The 17,811-nt window shown below is 69.2% G+C and carries 17 protein-coding genes and 4 tRNA genes; 16 read left to right on the top strand and 5 right to left on the bottom strand.

Translation table 11 applies throughout. The annotated features are described in order from the left end of the window. Window positions 1-18 precede the first annotated feature (18 nt). The 5 genes from C1H66_RS09260 (at window position 19) to C1H66_RS09240 (ending at window position 5,865) form a co-directional block, all read left to right on the top strand. Complete coding sequence (locus C1H66_RS09260; protein ID WP_102627602.1) at window positions 19-303, top strand: hypothetical protein; 285 nt, start codon at window positions 19-21, stop codon at window positions 301-303. A 148-nt stretch (window positions 304-451) separates the two neighbouring features. Next, a complete protein-coding gene (locus tag C1H66_RS09255) occupies window positions 452-823 on the top strand; it encodes a response regulator transcription factor (protein WP_102627601.1) in 372 nt (123 codons plus the stop codon). Continuing rightward, window positions 823-2,889 carry a 3'-5' exonuclease gene (locus C1H66_RS09250; protein ID WP_102627600.1) on the top strand — a complete coding sequence of 689 codons (2,067 nt, stop codon included), beginning with the start codon at window positions 823-825 and terminating at the stop codon, window positions 2,887-2,889. Before C1H66_RS09255 ends, C1H66_RS09250 begins: the two co-directional genes overlap by 1 nt. After that, entirely contained in the window at window positions 2,886-3,083 is a 198-nt protein-coding gene (locus C1H66_RS09245) for a hypothetical protein (protein ID WP_102627599.1), read from the top strand. The genes C1H66_RS09250 and C1H66_RS09245 overlap by 4 nt, the downstream gene beginning before the upstream one ends. Before the next feature lie 7 nt (window positions 3,084-3,090). Continuing rightward, on the top strand, window positions 3,091-5,865 hold the full coding sequence (locus C1H66_RS09240) for a sensor histidine kinase (protein ID WP_102627598.1): 2,775 nt from the start codon (window positions 3,091-3,093) through the stop codon (window positions 5,863-5,865). Here C1H66_RS09240 and C1H66_RS09235 read toward each other — a convergent pair. The 3 genes from C1H66_RS09235 to C1H66_RS09225 form a co-directional block, all read right to left on the bottom strand. Next, window positions 5,834-6,970, bottom strand: coding sequence for a DUF294 nucleotidyltransferase-like domain-containing protein (locus C1H66_RS09235; protein ID WP_102627597.1), 1,137 nt, complete (start codon window positions 6,968-6,970; stop codon window positions 5,834-5,836). The genes C1H66_RS09240 and C1H66_RS09235 overlap by 32 nt on opposite strands. An 84-nt stretch (window positions 6,971-7,054) precedes the next feature. Beyond that, window positions 7,055-7,348, bottom strand: a complete 294-nt coding sequence (locus C1H66_RS09230) for an HlyU family transcriptional regulator (RefSeq protein WP_102627596.1) — start codon at window positions 7,346-7,348, stop codon at window positions 7,055-7,057. A gap of 81 nt (window positions 7,349-7,429) precedes the next feature. After that, window positions 7,430-8,650, bottom strand: coding sequence for an argininosuccinate synthase (locus C1H66_RS09225; protein ID WP_102627595.1), 1,221 nt, complete (start codon window positions 8,648-8,650; stop codon window positions 7,430-7,432). A gap of 210 nt (window positions 8,651-8,860) precedes the next feature. Between C1H66_RS09225 and rnt the strand changes: the two genes are divergently transcribed. Continuing rightward, the gene (rnt, locus tag C1H66_RS09220) at window positions 8,861-9,529 is read left to right on the top strand and encodes a ribonuclease T (RefSeq protein WP_102627594.1); all 669 of its coding nucleotides are present in this window, start codon (window positions 8,861-8,863) and stop codon (window positions 9,527-9,529) included. Between the two features lie 87 nt (window positions 9,530-9,616). Here the strand turns inward: rnt and C1H66_RS09215 are convergent, their stop codons facing one another. Further along, window positions 9,617-9,964, bottom strand: a complete 348-nt coding sequence (locus tag C1H66_RS09215; RefSeq protein WP_102627593.1) for a Grx4 family monothiol glutaredoxin — start codon at window positions 9,962-9,964, stop codon at window positions 9,617-9,619. A 178-nt stretch (window positions 9,965-10,142) separates the two neighbouring features. On the opposite strand from C1H66_RS09215, the gene argF reads away from it, so the two are divergent. Both argF and C1H66_RS09205 read left to right on the top strand, forming a co-directional pair. Beyond that, a complete protein-coding gene (gene argF / locus C1H66_RS09210) occupies window positions 10,143-11,063 on the top strand; it encodes an ornithine carbamoyltransferase (RefSeq protein WP_102627592.1) in 921 nt (306 codons plus the stop codon). 117 nt (window positions 11,064-11,180) lie between these two features. Then, window positions 11,181-11,486 (top strand): hypothetical protein, encoded by a 306-nt coding sequence (locus C1H66_RS09205; protein WP_102627615.1) that lies wholly within the window; start codon window positions 11,181-11,183, stop codon window positions 11,484-11,486. Window positions 11,487-11,629: 143 nt separating this feature from the next. On the opposite strand, the gene C1H66_RS09200 is transcribed toward C1H66_RS09205, so the two are convergent. Then, a tRNA-Ala gene (locus C1H66_RS09200) sits at window positions 11,630-11,705 on the bottom strand. Window positions 11,706-11,911: 206 nt separating this feature from the next. Here C1H66_RS09200 and uvrY point away from each other — a divergent pair. The 8 genes from uvrY to nadB all read left to right on the top strand — a co-directional run. Beyond that, complete coding sequence (uvrY, locus tag C1H66_RS09195) at window positions 11,912-12,559, top strand: UvrY/SirA/GacA family response regulator transcription factor (RefSeq protein WP_102627591.1); 648 nt, start codon at window positions 11,912-11,914, stop codon at window positions 12,557-12,559. Window positions 12,560-12,621: 62 nt separating this feature from the next. Then, on the top strand, window positions 12,622-14,436 hold the full coding sequence (uvrC, locus tag C1H66_RS09190) for an excinuclease ABC subunit UvrC (RefSeq protein ID WP_102627590.1): 1,815 nt from the start codon (window positions 12,622-12,624) through the stop codon (window positions 14,434-14,436). Between the two features lie 68 nt (window positions 14,437-14,504). Further along, window positions 14,505-15,053: a CDP-diacylglycerol--glycerol-3-phosphate 3-phosphatidyltransferase gene (gene pgsA / locus C1H66_RS09185; protein ID WP_102627589.1), complete on the top strand. Its 549-nt coding sequence runs from the start codon at window positions 14,505-14,507 to the stop codon at window positions 15,051-15,053. 63 nt (window positions 15,054-15,116) lie between these two features. Next, a tRNA-Gly gene (locus tag C1H66_RS09180) sits at window positions 15,117-15,191 on the top strand. A gap of 42 nt (window positions 15,192-15,233) precedes the next feature. Beyond that, a tRNA-Cys gene (locus C1H66_RS09175) sits at window positions 15,234-15,307 on the top strand. A 32-nt stretch (window positions 15,308-15,339) separates the two neighbouring features. Beyond that, a tRNA-Leu gene (locus C1H66_RS09170) sits at window positions 15,340-15,426 on the top strand. A 59-nt stretch (window positions 15,427-15,485) separates the two neighbouring features. Continuing rightward, complete coding sequence (locus tag C1H66_RS09165) at window positions 15,486-16,619, top strand: FUSC family protein (protein WP_102627588.1); 1,134 nt, start codon at window positions 15,486-15,488, stop codon at window positions 16,617-16,619. Continuing rightward, on the top strand, window positions 16,612-17,811 hold a 1,200-nt coding region (gene nadB, locus C1H66_RS09160; RefSeq protein ID WP_102627587.1), incomplete at its 3' end, for an L-aspartate oxidase. The genes C1H66_RS09165 and nadB, both read left to right, overlap by 8 nt.

Raw genomic sequence — 17,811 nt, 5'->3', positions numbered from 1 at the left:
CACGGCACGAGACTCGACATGCAACAACTGCTGATCCCCCTGGCCATGGCGGCCGCCTTCGGCGCCTTCATCGGCGCGCTGTTTCGCCTCTCGCGGCTGCCCGGCCGCAAGCGCCCCCTGCTGTTCCCGCTGGTCGGGCTGATCGCCGGCATCACGGCCTTCTTCATCCACTACGTGCTGGTCTCGACCGTGGGGGCACCGATCTGGCTGCTGCCGGTGCTGGTGGTGGTGCAGATCTGGCTGTGGCTCGGTCCGCTGGGGCCGAAGGTCCACGACACCGGGAGCGGCGACAACGGTCGCTGATTCCCCCGCCCCGAACGCCGTCGTCCCGCCTCCTGGCGGCCGCCCCGGCCGGCACCTCCTGCCAAGGTCGTCTTTGCCGCGCCCTGGCCGCCCACTAGACTGATCGGTAACAACGCATGATAGACGCACGCTGATGAGGAGAGCGCCCATGGCCAAGGTCCTGGTGGTGGACGATGAGCCCAATATCGTCCTGTCGCTGGAGTTCCTGATGCAGCAGGCCGGCTTCGAGGTGGTCACCGCCGAGGACGGCGAGGGGGCGCTGGCCAGGGTCGCCGAGGGGGCCCCCGACCTGATGCTGCTGGATATCAGCCTGCCGGGCATCAGTGGCTTCGACGTGCTCGAGCGGCTGCGCGCCGACCCGGCCCATGCCCGCCTGCCGATCATCATGCTCACCGCCCACGGCCGCGAGGTCGAACGCGAGAAGGGCATGGCGCTGGGGGCCGACGACTACATCACCAAGCCCTTCTCCACCCAGGCCCTGGTGGAGAAGGTCAAGACGTTGCTCGACGAGGCTCGCTGATGGGGCGTCGTCTCTCCGGCCTGCCCAGGCGCCAGCGGCTGGTGGGACTGTGGCTGTTGCTCAGCGGCATCAGCCTGTTCGGCGGGGCGGTGTTCGCCCTCTGGCTCGACAGCCTGTTCCACCCCCAGGGGCTGGCCCGCTGGGTCCTCTGGCTGGGCTGCTTCTCGGGCGGCGGCACCATCTTCCTGGTCGGCCTGCTGCTCGAACGCCAGCTGTTCACCCCGCTGCGCCACCTGCAGGTCCAGCTGGCGCGGCTGGTGGCCAACCCCGACGCCCGGGAGGACTACCCGCCGGAGGGCTGGCTGCGCGGCCTGGGCCCCGACCTGGTACGGATCCGCGACGCCTGGCGGGCGGACCGCAATCGCCTGGCCACGGCCCATGCCGAGGGCGCGCGCAGTGCGGCCCGTATCCGCCAGGAACTCGAGACCCTGCTGCAGGTACTGGACACGCCGCTGCTGCTCTGCGACCACCACCGTCGCCTGCTGCTCTTCAACCAGGCCGCCGAGAGCCTCTTCGAGGGCCACCCCGGGCTCGGCCTCGGCAAGCGCCTCGATGCCCTGCTCCCGGTGGCCAGCCTGCAGGAGGCCCTGGGCCAGTTGCCCGACGACGGCACCCCGCGCGAGATCCTGGTGCCTTGCGACGTGCGCTGGCTGTGCGCCATCCTGCGCCGGGTCCCCGGCAGCAACGGCGAGACCCTGCTGACGCTCACCGATACCACCGCCGCCTGGACCAGCGAGATGGGCGCCCGGGGCGAACTGGTCGACACCCTGCCGCTGCTGCGCCGCCACAGCGCCAGCCTGACCAGCGCCGCCGACGCCTTGTCCAGCCTGCGCCCCGAAGGCGAGTCGAGCGAGCTACGCCAGCGGCTGGAGACGGTGGTCGAGGAGGAGAGCCTGGCGCTGGGTCGCGACATCGAACGCATGGGAGCCCTGATCGAGGACATGCAGCGCCAGGGCGAGCGGCTGGTGCCGCTGTGGTCCAACGACCTCTGGGACGCCCTCAACGAGCGCCACGCCGGCGAGGGTCGGAGCGTCGTGCCGATCGGCATGCCGGCCTGGCTCAAGGGCGACGCCACGGCGCTGCTGGTGCTGCTCGGCTCGCTGCTCGAGCGGCTGGCGGAGCATACCGGCGGCGGCGACATCGAGGGCGAGATCTGCCTCGGCAACAAGCGGGTCTACCTCGACCTGGTGTGGCGCGGCACGCCGCTGGGCGAACGCCAGCTCGCCGACTGGAGCCGCACGCCCCTCGAGGCCCTGCCGCTCGTGCCGCGGGTGGGCGACGTGCTGCGCCAGCACGACAGCGACGCCTGGAGCCTCGCCGACCCGGACGGCAAGCACGCCCGGCTGCGGCTACCGCTGCCGGCCACCGAGCGGGTCGGGGCACCGCGCCCACGGACACCGCCGCGGCCGGAGTTCCACGACTTCGGCATCGCCGACCTGCCGCCCCCGGACGCCGAGCTCGCCGGCCGCTCGCTGCGGGCGCTGGAGGTCGTCGCCTTCGACACCGAGACCACCGGCCTCGAACTGCGGCGCGGCGACCGCGTGATCAGCATCGGCGCCTGTCGCGTGGTCAACGCCCGGCTGCTGGCCAGCGACGTCTTCGACATCCGCGTCGACCCGGGCCGGCCGATTCCGCCGGCCAGCACCGCCATCCACGGCCTGACCGACAGCGACGTGGCCGGCGCCCCGCCCCTGCACGTGGCGCTGCCGCGCTTTCGCGACTACATCGGCGAGGCGGTGATACTCGCCCACAACGCCGCCTTCGACCTGCTGGCGATCCAGCCAGCGGGGGGCGGGGTCACCTTCGAGATGCCGGTGCTCGACACCCTGCTGCTGTCGCGGGCGCTCGACGAGGGCATCGACGGCCACGACCTGGATACCCTGGCCGAGCGCTATGGCCTGATGATTCCCCCGGGGGCCCGTCACACCGCCCTGGGCGACGCCCGGGTCACCGCCGAGCTGTGGCTGGCGCTGCTGCCACGGCTCGAGGCCCGCGGCTTCGATACCCTGGAGCAGGTGCTGGCGCTGCAGGCGACCGCCTTCGACCGGGAGGACGCCAGCGCATGACGACCCCCCGGCTCAAGGAGCGGCTGATCGCCCTGATCGTGCTGGCGGCGCTGCTCTTCTCGCCACCGCTGCTGCTGGTGGTCGACCGCCCCCCGGCCGCCGGACTCTCCTGGCTGCCCCTCTACCTGTTCCTCGCCTGGGGGGCGGTGATCGCCCTGACCGCCTGGCTGATGGAACGGCGCCACGAGGAGTGACCCGGCCATGAGGGGCGACATGGTCGTGCTCGGGGTCGCCTTCGGCTACCTCGCGCTGCTGTTCGTGATCGCCGCCTGGGGCGACCGCCGCGCCGAGCAGGGTCGCTCGCTGATCGGCTCGCCCACCGTCTACGCGCTCTCCATCGCCGTCTACTGCACCGCCTGGACCTTCTACGGCAGCGTCGGCCGGGCCGCCGAGCACGGGCCCAGCTTCCTGCTGATCTACCTGGGGCCGACGCTCGCCATGCTCATGGCGCCCTTCATGATCCGCAAGATGGTGCGCATCGCCAGCGCCCAGCGCATCACCTCCATCGCCGATTTCATCAGCGCCCGCTACGGCAAGAGCTCGAGCCTGGGGGCGCTGGTGGCGCTGATCGCCCTGATCGGCATCACCCCCTACATCGCGCTGCAGCTCAAGGCGATCACGCTGAGCCATGCGGTGCTGGTCAACTACCCCGAGGCCGCCGCGCTGAGCCTGGCCGAGGAGAGCTTCTGGCACGACAAGTCGTTCTGGGTGGCGCTGGTGCTGGCGGTGTTCATCATCCTGTTCGGCACTCGCCACCTCGACGCCAGCGAGCGCCACGAGGGCATGGTCGCGGCCATCGCCTTCGAGTCGCTGGTCAAGCTGGTGGCCTTCCTGTCGGTCGGGGTGTTCACCGTCTTCGTGCTGTTCAACGGCCCCGGCGATCTCTTCGCCCGCGTGGCGGAGACACCGGCACTGGCTGACGCCCTGAGCCTCGAGGCCGTGCCGGGCGGCGCCGTCGGCTGGGTCGGCATGCTGGTGCTGGCCTTCCTCGCCTTCCTCACCCTGCCCCGCCAGTTCCAGGTGCTGGTCGTCGAGAACGTCGACGAACGGCATCTCAAGCGCGCCAGCTGGCTCTTCCCGCTCTACCTGCTGGCGATCAACGTCTTCGTGATTCCCATCGCCATGGCCGGGCTGCTGCTCGGCGATGCCGGCAGCGATCCGGACAGCTTCGTGCTCACCCTGCCGCTCTCCGCCGGTCTGGAGGGGCTGCCGCTGCTGGTCTTCATCGGCGGGCTCTCGGCGGCCACCAGCATGGTGATCGTCGAGACCATCGCGCTCTCGACCATGGTCAGCAACCAGCTGGTGATGCCGCTGCTGCTGCGCTCGCGGCGGCTTCACCTGGGGTCCCGTGGCGAGCTCGCCGGCTGGCTGCTGGGGATCCGCCGCGTGGCCATCGTGCTGATCCTGCTGCTCGGCTACCTCTACCATGCCCTGATCGGCGACTCCTACAGCCTGGTGACCATCGGCCTGGTCTCCTTCGCCGCCGCCACCCAGTTCGCCCCGGCCATGCTGATCGGCATGTACTGGCGCGGCGCCACCCGCAACGGCGCGGCCCTTGGCCTGCTCGCCGGCTTCCTGATCTGGGCCTGGACCCTGCTACTGCCGGGCTTCGCCCTGTCGGGATGGCTCGATGCCGGCTTCATCGAGGAGGGGCCCTGGGGGCTGTCCTGGCTGCGGCCCTATGCGCTGTTCGGCCTCGAGGGCTGGGACATCTATACCCACTCGTTGCTGTGGAGCCTGCTCGCCAACGTCGGCCTGCTGGTCGGGGTGTCGCTCTTCACTCGCCAGGGGCCGCTGGAACAGACCCAGGCGGCGCTGTTCGCCGAGGCGATGCACCCGGGGCTGATGGAGACCTCGCTGTGGCACGGCCAGACCACCCGCGGCGAACTGCGTGCTTTGCTCGATCGCTACCTGGGCCTCACCGCCACGGCGCGGGTCTTCGCCCGGCAGGGCGAACACGAGGGCGACGACCAGCCCGCCCCGTCGGCGCTGATCGCCCACGCCGAGCAGGCGCTGGCCGGGGCACTCGGCAGCGCCTCGGCCCGGGTGCTGATCAATTCGGTGGTGCGCGGCGAGGCCCTCGACCTGGAATCGATCCTCAGCATCCTCGACACCACCTCCCAGACCCTGGAGTACAACCGCCGCCTGGAGCAGAAGTCGCGGGAGCTGGCGCGCATCGGCGAGGAGCTGCGCGCCGCCAACGAGCGGCTGCGCGAGCTCGACCGGCTCAAGGACGAGTTCGTGGCCATGGTCAGCCACGAGCTGCGCACCCCGCTGACCTCGATCCGCGCCTTCGCCGAGATCCTGCGCGATGGTCGCGACCTGCCCGACGAGAAGCGCGAGCACTTCCTCGACGTGGTGGTGCTGGAGAGCCAGCGCCTGTCGCGGCTGATCGAGGAGATCCTCGACCTGGCACGACTGGAGAGCGGCCGCCTGACCCTCACCCCGCAACCGCTGGACCTGGTCGCCCTGGCCCGGCACAGCGTGGACGCCGTGCACCGGCTGCAGGAGAACCGAGGCGTGAGCCTCGAGGTCGAGATGGCGCTGGAGACGGCACCGGTGATCGGCGATCCGGACCGGCTCGAGCAGGTGATCATCAACCTGCTCGACAATGCCGGCAAGTTCGCCGCCGACGAGGCCCCGCGGGTGCTGTTGCGCCTCGAGCGCCACAAGGGGCACTTCCGCCTGGCGGTGGAGGACAACGGCCCTGGCATCGCCGAGGACGAGCGTGAGCGGGTGTTCGAGAAGTTCCACCAGATCAAGCGCAGCGGCGGCCAGGCCCGCGGTCGCCCCCGGGGCAGTGGCCTGGGCCTGCCGATCAGCCGCGGCATCGTCGCCCATCTGGGCGGGCGGCTGTGGGTGGAGGACGCCCCGCACCTGGGCGGCGCCTGCCTGGTGATGGAGCTGCCGGCCGCGCCGCCGGAGGCGCAGGCGGCCGACCAGCCTACCCCGCTGCCCGTCCCCGGGCCAGCCTGACCAGTGCGCGGATCTGCTGGAGGTCGTGACGCAGCAGCAGGCGCCGGTCCTCGCCGAGGCGGGCGACATCCACCCAGCCATCCACCGCGCGCCCCTCCTGGAGGTTCAAGCGCTGCTCGGCCAGCAGCAGCCCCTGCAGGCGCTCGAGCGCCGAGGTCAGGGCCAGGGCCCGCTCGGCGCTCAGCACCTCCTTCACCACCAGGTCGGTCAACCGGGCGCGGGTCTCCGGCGGCCGCACGCCGTGGCGCAGCGCCAGCAGCCGCACGGCATTGACCAGCGGCAGCACGCCCTGGTGCTTGAGGTTGAGGGCGCGGTCGTGGGGCGCCCCCTCGCGGCTGCCGGCGAGCCGCCCGAGGCGATCCAGTGCCACCGGCAGTTCGTCGAGCAGCGCGGCCATCTCGTCGAGAAAGAGCGGGGAGCGCGGCATCAGCCTGGCGACCTGGTCGGCCAGCGCCTCGGCCAACGCCGCCTCGCCGCGCACCGGAAAGAAGTCGAGCAGGATATTGGCCTGCTGTACCCGCTTGACGCGCCGGTCCGCGGTCCAGATCGCCAGTTGCTCCGTCCACTCGGAGAGCCGCTTGCGCCACATCGGCCAGCGCGCCATGACGTGGCCGCTGCACAGCGGGATGCCGGCCTCGTCGAGACGGGTGGTGAAGCGTTCGCCGAGCGCCTGGAAGTAGCCGTCGATCTCGGTGTGCCGGCTATCGGGATAGTCGGCGATGATCATGGCGTTGTCCTGGTCCGGCCCGAGCAGGCTCTCGTGGCGGGCGGCGGAGCCAAGGGTCAGCACGCACCAGGCGGCGGGGGGCGCGCCCCAGCCCTGCCCCTGCATCTCGTTGAGCGAGAGATCGATGGCGCGGCGGTAGAGCCAGTCGTTGTGATCGCTGATCAGCTGCCCGATGCGCCAGGCCGGCAGGTCGAGGCGGTCGAGCGCGTCGACCAGCTCGGCCTGCCAGCGATGGGCGGCGGCGAGACTCGGTGCCGGCCCCAGCGAGATCAGCGCATCGCGTAGCGGCGCGACCAGCGATGGCAGCCGGGCGGGATCGGGCAGGACGTCGGCGGCGAAGAGTTCCCGCCAGGGCGAGGCGCGATGCAGCAGGCGCATGGAGGCTCCGGGTCAGCGTGAACCGCACTTCACGAATACCCGAAGTGTAGCGAGACACCGCGGCCGGGGCACTTGGGCGAAGGGTTAAGTGAACATCTCGTCGCCCACCTCGTCGATGAAGCGCTGCGCCTTGCTGATCATCAGCTGATCGCAGGCCTCGCGGCCGGGTACCATGTCGGAGCGCTCGAAGCGGTGCTCGAGGGGCTCGCCGCCATCGACGGGCTTGCGGATCCAGCCGCTGACGCGGTACTGGCCACCCTGATCGGCGGGTTCGGAGACGATCAGGTAGCCGTGGTACTCCACCGGCTCGGCCGCGGCGGCCCCCTTCGGCCGGTCGCCACCGCCGCCGAACAGCCCCGAAAACAGTTTCTTGAGCATTGTGCTGTCCTCACCAATGATAAGCCTCGAAACGACGACGCCGGCGGCGAGCCGGCGTCGAAGAGGGTGCGGGCGTCGGGCTCAGTCCTGCTTGCGGCCCTTGCCGGCGGCGATGCGCAGGCGCAGGGCGTTGAGCTTGATGAAACCCTCGGCGTCCTTCTGGTCGTAGGCGCCGGCATCGTCCTCGAAGGTGGCGATCGACTCGTCGAACAGCGACTGGTCGGACTTGCGGCCGACCACGGTGGCGCTGCCCTTGTAGAGCTTCATGCGCACCACGCCGGAGACGTTCTTCTGGGTCTCGTCGATGGCGGCCTGCAGCATGCGGCGCTCCGGGCTCCACCAGTAGCCGTTGTAGATCACCTTGGCGTACTTGGGCATCAGCTCGTCCTTGAGGTGGGCCTCCTCGCGGTCGAGGGTGATCGACTCGATGGCACGATGGGCGCGCAGCATGATGGTGCCCCCCGGGGTCTCGTAGCAGCCGCGGGACTTCATGCCCACGTAGCGGTTCTCGACGATGTCGAGTCGGCCGATGCCGTTGTCGCCGCCCAGCTTGTTGAGTGTCTCGAGCACCTCGTGGGGACGCATCGGGGTGCCGTCGATGGCGACGATGTCGCCCTGCTCATAGGTCAGCTCCACATAGGTGGGCCGGTCCGGGGCGGTCTCCGGCGAGACGCTCCAGCGCCACATGTCCTCCTCGGCCTCGGCCCAGGGGTCCTCGAGGATGCCGCCCTCGTAGGAGATGTGCAGCAGGTTGGCGTCCATGGAGTACGGCGACTTCTTCTTGCTCGAGGAGAAGTCGACCGGGATGTCGTGCTGCTGGCAGTAGGCCATCAGCTTCTCGCGGGAGGTGAGGTCCCACTCGCGCCACGGGGCGATCACCTTGACGCCGGGCTTGAGCGCATAGGCGCCCATCTCGAAGCGCACCTGGTCGTTGCCCTTGCCGGTGGCGCCGTGGGAGATGGCGTCGGCGCCGGTCTGGTTGGCGATCTCGATCAGGCGCCTGGCGATCAGCGGGCGGGCGATGGAGGTGCCGAGCAGGTACTCGCCCTCGTAGATGGTGTTGGCGCGGAACATCGGATAGACGTAGTCACGCACGAACTCCTCGCGCAGGTCCTCGATGTAGATCTCCTTGACGCCCAGGGCCTGGGCCTTGGCCCGTGCCGGCTCGACTTCCTCGCCCTGGCCGATGTCGGCGGTGAAGGTCACGACCTCACAGTCATAGGTCTCCTGCAACCACTTGACGATGACGGATGTGTCCAGGCCGCCGGAATAGGCGAGAACGACCTTCTTGACATCGGACATTGAGGGGCTCCTGAAATTGAAATGAATGACAGCGGTGAACGTCATGGAGCGTCGATTATAGCGCGGCAGCCCGCCAGCGAATACCGGCCACGGGACGCAGCCAGGCCAAACTGCTAGACTGCCGCGATTCGATGCCCACCGGGACGCGACGGTGCTCCTGGATGACGATGCATTGGTCGTGACGAGTCGGAATGACGCAAGGAGAGGTGCATGAGCGAGGCGATCGCCCGCGAACTGATGGCGCAGCGATTCCGCAGCTTCCTGCCGGTGGTGGTGGACCTGGAAACCGGCGGATTCAATGCCGAACGCGATGCGATTCTGGAGATCGCCGCCGTGACCCTGACCATGGACCCGGAGGGCAACCTGATTCCCGATGCCACCTACGCCTTCCACGTCAAGCCCTTCACCGGGGCCAACGTGGAGCAGTCGGCGCTGGACTTCACGGGCATCAGGCTCGACGACCCGCTGCGCCAGCAGGTGGCGCTCACCGAAGCCGAGGCGCTGGGGGAGATCTTTCGCCCGGTACGCAAGGCGATCAAGGCCCACGGCTGCACCCGGGCCGTGCTGGTGGGGCACAATGCCGCCTTCGACCACGGCTTCCTCAACGCCGCCGTGGCTCGCTGCGGCCTCAAGCGCAACCCCTTCCACCCCTTCTCGAGCTTCGACACCGCCTCGCTGGCCGGCCTGGTCTACGGCCAGACGGTGCTGGCCCGCTCCTGCCGGGCGGCCGGCATCGAGTTCGACAACAGCTCGGCCCACTCGGCCCGCTACGATACCGAGCGCACCGCCGAGCTGTTCTGCGCCATGATCAACCGCTACAAGGACCTGGGGGGCTGGGCGCTGGCCCAGCGCGAACAGGGTATCGAGGAGCAGCCGTAAGCGGCTAACGCAAGCGGGCCCGCCGGATCACGGCGGGCCCACTGTCATGGCCTGCTACCCTCCTGCAATGGGGGCGTGCAGTCCAGTTCAGGCTTCCGGCTTGTCGCTGGCCTCGGCGCGCGCGGCGGCCTCCTTGACCAGCTTCTCGAGTTCACCGTTCTGGTACATCTCGACCACGATGTCGCAGCCGCCGACCAGCTCGCCCTCGACCCACAGCTGCGGGAAGGTCGGCCAGTTGGCCACCTTGGGCAGCTCGGCGCGGATGTCCGGGTTGTCCAGCACGTTGACGAAGGCGAAGCGCTCGCCGCAGGCCATCAACGCCTGGACGGTCTGGGCGGAGAAGCCGCACTGGGGCAGCTGGGGCGTGCCCTTCATGTAGATCAGGATGGGGTTCTCGCTGATCTGGCGCTGGATGTTCTCGACGGTAGTGCTCATGGGGCTGTCCTTTCTGAAGCGTGAAACGTGGGAGTCTGAAACGGGGATGGAGCGTCGCACCGGAATACCCGAGTGCGGTCGTCGGCATTGAGTGTGGGTCCATTCTACTGATGCAGGGCGCATTGCGCATCCCCCCGGCGCTGGCTAGGATGGTCGTTTTTTCCCGTGGAGCGACCCCATGGCCACCCGCCACTTCCTGACCCTGCTGGACCTCAGCCCGGAAGAGCTGCGCTACCTGATCCAACGCGCCATCTCGATCAAGAACGGCCTGAAGACCCACGGCCCGACCTACACCCCCTTCGCCAACCGCACCCTGGCGATGATCTTCGAGAAGTCGTCGACGCGCACCCGGGTCTCGTTCGAGACCGCCATGGCGCAGTTCGGTGGTCATGCGCTGTTCCTGTCGCCCCGCGATACCCAGCTCGGCCGCGGCGAGCCCATCGAGGACACCGCCCGGGTGCTCGCGGAGATGGTCGATGCGGTGATGATCCGCACCTTCTCCCACGCCGGGCTCGAGGCCTATGCCGCCGCCAGCACGGTGCCGGTGATCAACGCGCTGACCGACGACTACCATCCCTGCCAGCTGCTCGCCGACATCATGACCTGGACCGAGCTGCGGGGGGGCGTGAAGGGGCGTACCGCGGTATGGATCGGCGACGGCAACAACATGTGCCACTCGTGGATCAACGCCGCGCGCCAGTTCGACTTCCAGCTGCGCATCTGCTGCCCCGAGGGCTACGAGCCGCGCCAGGACATCCTGGAGGCCGCCGGGGATCGCGTCACCCTCTTCCGCGACCCGCACGAGGCGGTGGCCGGCGCCGACCTGGTGACCACCGATGTCTGGGCCTCCATGGGCCAGGAGGAAGAGCAGGCCAAGCGCGAGGCGGCCTTCGCCGGCCTCCAGGTCAGCGAGGCGCTGCTCGACCGCGCCGCCAAGGACGTGCTGTTCCTGCACTGCCTGCCCGCCCATCGCGGCGAGGAGATCAGCGAGACGCTGCTCGACGACCCCCGTGCCGTGGTCTGGCAGGAGGCCGGCAACCGCCTGCATGCCCAGAAGGCGCTGCTCGAGTTCCTGCTGATCGGCCGAGTCGACGGGTGAGACACCCCCTCCCCGGATGCCGGGGAGGCTTCGACTTTGGTCGCACATCGACTTTCGTGGTATAGTGCGCTGCAGCATACTCGAGCCATAGACTGGAGCCATAGGGAGATGCAGCGCATGACACCCGACACTTCCGCCACGGCCGGCATGCAGCGCAGCCTGCGCCAGTGCCTGTCGCACATGGCCGCCCTGCTCTATCACCACGGTCACGTCCTGGAGTCGGTGACGGTTCCCCACCGCGGCCTCGACCGCAGCGCGATGCGCGACCTGCATGCCGCCTCGGGCGACTGGTCCACCTGCCAGCGCGTCCTCGAGCGCAGCGAGGCCGCCACCTACAACGAGCAGGACCGCTTCGTGCTCACCGCCCTGGGTCGCGAGCTGCTGTTCGACATGTTCGGCCAAGGCGCCGCCGACTGCGCCTGATCCCCTTCATCCCTGCGTACCCCCACGCCCCCTCTCGCGGCCCGCGGGACACTTCGCCAGCACGGTTCCAGCACACGAAGAACACCAGCACACGAAAAAGCCGCCTGAAGCAGTGCTTCAAGCGGCTGATTCTTCTAAACTTGTGGTGGAGCCTAGCGGGATCGAACCGCTGACCTCAACACTGCCAGTGTTGCGCTCTCCCAGCTGAGCTAAGGCCCCACACCGTCTCGCCGTGCGAGAACGAGGCATATGGTACGCAGTATCCCCGGCAGGGTCAACCCTTGGGCGAAAGAAGCGGGTGAACGAGAATATTTACCCCTACGCACCAATTCCTCTTAGGATGAAGTTGTGTCACTCTTACGCTACCAGAGACGTCATCCGTCGTCGCAGTCGAAGATCCGCCATTTCGCTCAGGAGGCGCTGCCTTGATCCGGGTTCTTGTTGCCGATGATCACCACCTGGTAAGGACCAGCATTGCCCACCTGCTGAATGCCGAGGAGGACATCAGCGTGGTCGGCGAGGCCGCCGACGGGGAGGATGCCATCACCCAGGCCCGCGCCCTGCGTCCGGACATCGTGCTGATGGATATCCGCATGCCCGGCATCGGCGGCCTCGAAGCGACCCGCAAGATCACCCGGGGCATGGACGAGACCCGGGTGCTGGTGCTGACCGCCTTTCTCGAGGAGACCTTCGCCCAGCGCCTGCTGGAGGCCGGGGCTCACGGCTTCATCAGCAAGGGCTCGCAGCACGACGAGATGGTCGGCGCCATTCGCAGCGTCTTCTCCGGCCAGCGCTACGTCAGCCCCGAGATCGCCCAACGCCTGGTACTGTCGCGGATCGACTCCCAGGACAACCCCTTCGACCAGCTCTCGCAGCGCGAACTGCAGGTGGCGATGATGATCGTCAACTGCCAGAAGGTGGCCGATATCTCCGATCGGCTCTTCCTCAGCCCCAAGACGGTCAACACCTACCGCTACCGGATCTTCGAGAAGCTCGGCGTCCACTCCGACGTGGAGCTGACGCACCTGGGGCTGCGCCACGGCCTGGTCGACGGCTACGCCAGCGTGGAGTGAGTCCCCCCTGCCCGAACGATCTGCTAGGATGACACTCCCGTCGTCCCGGCCGCGTTTCCCGCATGAGCTTCGACCACCGCCACTTCCTCGACACCGTCAGCGAGTCGCCCGGCATCTACCGCATGCTCGACGACCAGGGCGAGACCCTCTACGTGGGCAAGGCCCGCCGGCTCAAGGCACGGCTGGCGAGCTACTTCCGCGGGGCGCTGAACGCCAAGACCCAGGCCCTGGTCGCCCGCATCGGCGATATTCAGGTCACGGTGACCAACAGCGAGACCGAGGCGCTGCTGCTGGAACAGACGCTGATCAAGGAGCTGCGTCCGCCCTACAACATCCTGCTGCGCGACGACAAGTCCTATCCCTTCGTCTTCGTCACCGATCGCCACCCCTTCCCGGCACTGGAGTACAAGCGCGCCCGCACCCGGCGCGACGACGGCCGCTACCTGGGCCCCTACCCGAGCAGCGGCGCGGTACGCGAGAGCCTGTCGCTGATGCAGAAGATCTTCCGCATCCGCAACTGCGAGGACAGCGTCTTCGCCCACCGCACCCGGCCCTGCCTGCAGCACCAGATCCAGCGCTGCAGCGCGCCCTGCGTCGACTACATCGACGAGGCCGACTACCGCCGCGATCTCGAGCACGCCGTGCAGTGCCTGGAGGGCAAGAGCGAGCAGGTCACTCGCGAGCTGACCCGCGACATGGAAGCCGCCAGCCGCGACCTGGACTTCGAGGAGGCGGCCCGGCTGCGCGACCAGATCCAGCACCTGCGCCGGCTCCAGCAACGCCAGTTCGTCGACACCGCCGGCGGCGACGCCGATGTGTTCGCCCTGGCCAGCCGCCCCGGCGCGCTGTGCATCTCGGTGCTGACGGTGCGCCAGGGCCGGTTGCTGGGCGCCCGTCACCACGCCCCGAGCAACGGCCTGGACCTGGGCCCCGAGGCCCTGCTCGGCGATTTCGTCAGCCAGTTCTATCTGGGCCAGGCCCGGGAGATTCCCCAGGAGGTGATCACCAGCCACCGGGTGCCGGATGCCGACCTGATCGCCCGGGCGCTGGCCGAGCGCGCCGGCCGGCGCGTGCGGCTGGCCGACCAGGTGCGCGGCCACCGCGCCCAGTGGCGGGAGCTGGCCCGGACCAACGCCGAGCAGCAACTCGCCAGCCAGCTCGCCGGCCAGGCCCAGCTGTCCCATCGCTTCGAGGCGCTGCGCGAGGCGTTGCACCTCGAGGCAGTACCGCGGCGCCTGGAGTGCTACGACATCAGCCATAGCCACGGCGAGGCCACGGTGGCGTCCTGCGTGGTGTTCGACGCGAACGGGCCCCGCAAGTCCGATTACCGCCGCTTCAACATCGAGGGCGTGGCCGCCGGCGATGACTACGCCGCCATGCGCCAGGCCCTGACCCGCCGCTTCCGGCGGCTCAAGGAGGGCGAGGGCGAACGGCCCGACATCCTGATCGTCGACGGCGGCAAGGGCCAGCTCAACATGGCGCGCGAGGTGTTCGCCGAACTCGGCGTCGAGGGCGTGATGCTGCTCGGGGTGGCCAAGGGCACCACCCGCAAGGCAGGGCTCGAGACGCTGTTCGTCGAGACCGTCGAGCGCAGCCTCGACCTCGATGGCGCCTCCCCCGCCCTGCACCTGATCCAGCATATCCGCGACGAATCTCACCGCTTCGCCATCGCCGGGCACCGGGCCCGGCGCGACAAGGCCCGGCGCACCTCGACCCTGCAGGAGATCCCCGGCGTGGGGCCGCGCCGTCGACGCGAGCTGCTGCGCTTCTTCGGCGGGCTGCAGGGCGTGAAGCAGGCCAGCCGCGAGGAGCTGGCGCGGGTTCCGGGCATCAGCGCCACCCTCGCCGAGACGATTCATCGCGCCCTGCATGGATGACGGCGCCCAAGCTGGATAGAATGAGTGGCCTCTTGGCCCCACCCTCCCGGCAAGGACAGCATCACGCGATGAACATACCCAACATTCTGACCCTGGCTCGTATCATCTTCATCCCGTTGCTGGTGGTGCTGTTCTATCTGCCCTTCGCCTGGAGCATGCCGGTGGCCGCCGGGCTCTTCGCCCTGGCCTCGATCACCGACTGGCTCGACGGCTACCTGGCGCGCCTCTGGGACCAGTCGACCCCCTTCGGCGCCTTCCTCGACCCGGTGGCCGACAAGCTCATGGTGGTGGTGGCCCTGGCCCTGCTGATCGAACGCTACGAGGCGCTCTGGCTGACCCTGCCGGCGCTGGTGATCATCGGTCGCGAGATCGTCATCTCGGCGCTGCGCGAATGGATGGCCGAGATGGGCAAGCGGGGCCAGGTGGCGGTCTCCTGGATCGGCAAGGTCAAGACCAGCCTGCAGATGATCGCCCTGCTGGTGCTGCTGGCCTTCGCCCCCGGCTCGTCGCTGGCCAATATCGGCGTCGCCACTCTCTACCTGGCCGCCGTGCTGACCCTGTGGTCGATGATCCTCTACCTGCGCGCCGCCTGGCCCCACCTGAGCCGCTCGATGTGACGGCAGGCAGCGAAAAGCGTTTGACAGTCACCGACTTATCCGTATAATTCGCTCTCGAGTCGAGCGGGAATAGCTCAGTGGTAGAGCATCGCCTTGCCAAGGCGAGGGTCGCGAGTTCGAATCTCGTTTCCCGCTCCATTCTCTCCGTCGAGAGCTTCTCGACAGGGAACGACTCGATGAGGCTGGATGGCAGAGTGGTTATGCAGCGGACTGCAACTCCGTGTACGCCGGTTCGATTCCGACTCCAGCCTCCATCTTCCCCCGATTTTTCGCTCGAACCCATGCCGCCCGGATGGCGAAATTGGTAGACGCAAGGGACTTAAAATCCCTCGGTGGCGACACCGTGCCGGTTCGAGCCCGGCTCCGGGCACCAGCCTCCTGGCTTCGACTCTGGACCCTTCCGCTTCCAGGCTACGAGCGGGGCATCGCTTCATGATCCTGCCGCGTTTGCGCGACCCCCACTTCAACTATCGGCACCGTCGAAAGCTGCATGTGCTGCGTGTCCTGCTGGCCCTCTCCATCACCTACGCCGTCATCAATGTGTTCACCATCCCCCACTCCAGCTGGGCGCTGGTCAGCACCATCATGGTGATGGGCAACCTGCCGCACATCGGCGGCGTGCTCGACAAGGGGCGGCAGCGCCTGCTCGGCACCCTGCTCGGGGCGGGCTGGGGGCTCACGCTGATCCTGCTGCCACTGCCCGTGCACCAGCTGGTGCCGGCCGGTGCCCTGGCCGGCATCGGGGTGGCCACCTGGATCACCTTCGGCAACCGCCACGGCTACAGCGGCCTGATGTTCGCCATCAGCCTGCTGCTGGTGATCGGCGACGGCAGCCATGACCTCGGCCTCGGCCTGTGGCGGGCCTTCGATGTACTGCTCGGCACCCTGGTCGGCATCGCCGTCACGGTCCTGGTGCTGCCCCAGAAGGCCACCGACATGATGCGCTTCATGCTCGCCGAGAACCTGGATCGCCTGGCGCGGCTCTACCACGCCCACACCTCGGCCACCTCGTCGGTGGATGTCGACACCCGGGCACTGCTCAAGGCCACCAGCGCCCTGCTGGTCAAGCAGCGCGGCCTGGTCGACGCCATCCACCGGGAGCGCCGGCTGCGCCGCGACGAGCTCGACGACATCATCTCCCTGCAGCGCCGCATGCTCTCGACCGTCGAACTGCTGCTCGAGACCCACTGGACGACCCGCGCCGGACATGATCGTATCGATGCCATGAGCGGGCTGCGCGACGAACAGCACCGCCTGGCCCGGGATCTCGGCAGCCTGGCCTTCCAGGTGCGCACCGGCCAGCCCATCGAGGTCCGGATCAGTCAGTTCGACCTGCAACGTCATGCCGAGCTGGCCTGCAATGCCCGCACCGACAGCGGCCGGGCACTCTTCAGCCCCAGCGGCTATCTATGGCTCAACCGCGAGCTGGCGCGCCTGACCGACGCGCTGGTGGAACGCCTCGGCAGCCTGGCGCGCCTGCCCAGCAAACGCCTGCGCAGCGCCTCGCACCGTGCCGGCGCCACCGAGGGGACGGCCCCGCTCGAAAAAGGAACGCGAGATGACTGACGGCAAGCATGACGTACTGATCATCGGCGGTGGCGTCGCCGGCCTGGTGCTGGCCCTGGAGGTCGCCGACCGGCGTCGGGTCACCCTGCTGCGCCCGGCCAGCGACGACCAGGGCGCCAGTCGCTGGGCCCAGGGCGGGATCGCCGCCGTGCTCTCGCCGCTGGACGATTTCGACGCCCATGTCGCCGACACCCTGGTGGCCGGCGACGGCCTGTGCGACGAGCGCGCCGTGCGCTTCACCGTGGAGCAGGGCCCGGCGGCCATCGAGTGGCTGCTCTCGCTGGGCGTGCCCTTCACCCCGGACCCCAGCCCCGAGGCCGCCTACCCCTATCACCTGACCCGCGAAGGCGGTCACGGCGCGCGACGCATCATCCACGCCGACGACGCCACCGGCCGGGCCGTGGTCGACACCCTGATGGCCCACGCCCTGGCGCATCCGAACATCGCCCTGCGCGACGACCTCACCGCCATCGGCCTGATCGGCGACGCCGACGGCCACTGCCGCGGGGTTCGCTGCCTCGACGCCGGGGGGGACCGGCACGACCTGTCGGCCATGGACACCGTGCTCGCCACCGGCGGCGCCAGCGGGCTCTACCGCCACACCACCAGCCCGCGCCCGGCCAGCGGCGAGGGCATGATGATGGCCGCCGAACTCGGCGCCGAGCTGATGAACCTGGAGTTCCAGCAGTTCCACCCCACCTGCCTCTACGACCCGGACGGCCCGCCCTTCCTGATCAGCGAGGCGGTGCGCGGCGAGGGGGGGCTGCTGCTGAATGCCGCGGGCGAGCGTTTCATGCCGGCGCTGGACTCGCGGGCCGAGCTGGCCCCGCGCGACATCGTCGCCCGGGCCATCGACGCCGAGATGCAGCGCACCGACCGCGACCATGTCCTCCTCGACATCCGCCACCTGGGCGAGGCCGCGATCCGCCACCACTTCCCCACCATCCACGCCCATTGCGCCAGCCGCGGGCTCGATATCGCCCGGGCGCCGATCCCGGTGGTACCGGCGGCCCACTACAGCTGTGGCGGGGTCGCCACCGACCTGGACGGCGCCACGACGGTGCCGCGGCTGCATGCCATCGGCGAGGTCGCCTGCACCGGCCTGCACGGGGCCAACCGCATGGCCAGCAACTCGCTGCTGGAGTGCCTGGTCTTCGCCCGCAGCTGCGCCCGACGCCTGTGCCACGCCGCA

It is taken from the genome of Halomonas heilongjiangensis (assembly GCF_002879645.1).
GTDB classification, from domain to species: Bacteria; Pseudomonadota; Gammaproteobacteria; order Pseudomonadales; family Halomonadaceae; genus Halomonas; species Halomonas heilongjiangensis.
Note: the sequence above shows the minus strand (reverse complement) of the source record. Positions and strands in the feature narration are given on the sequence as shown.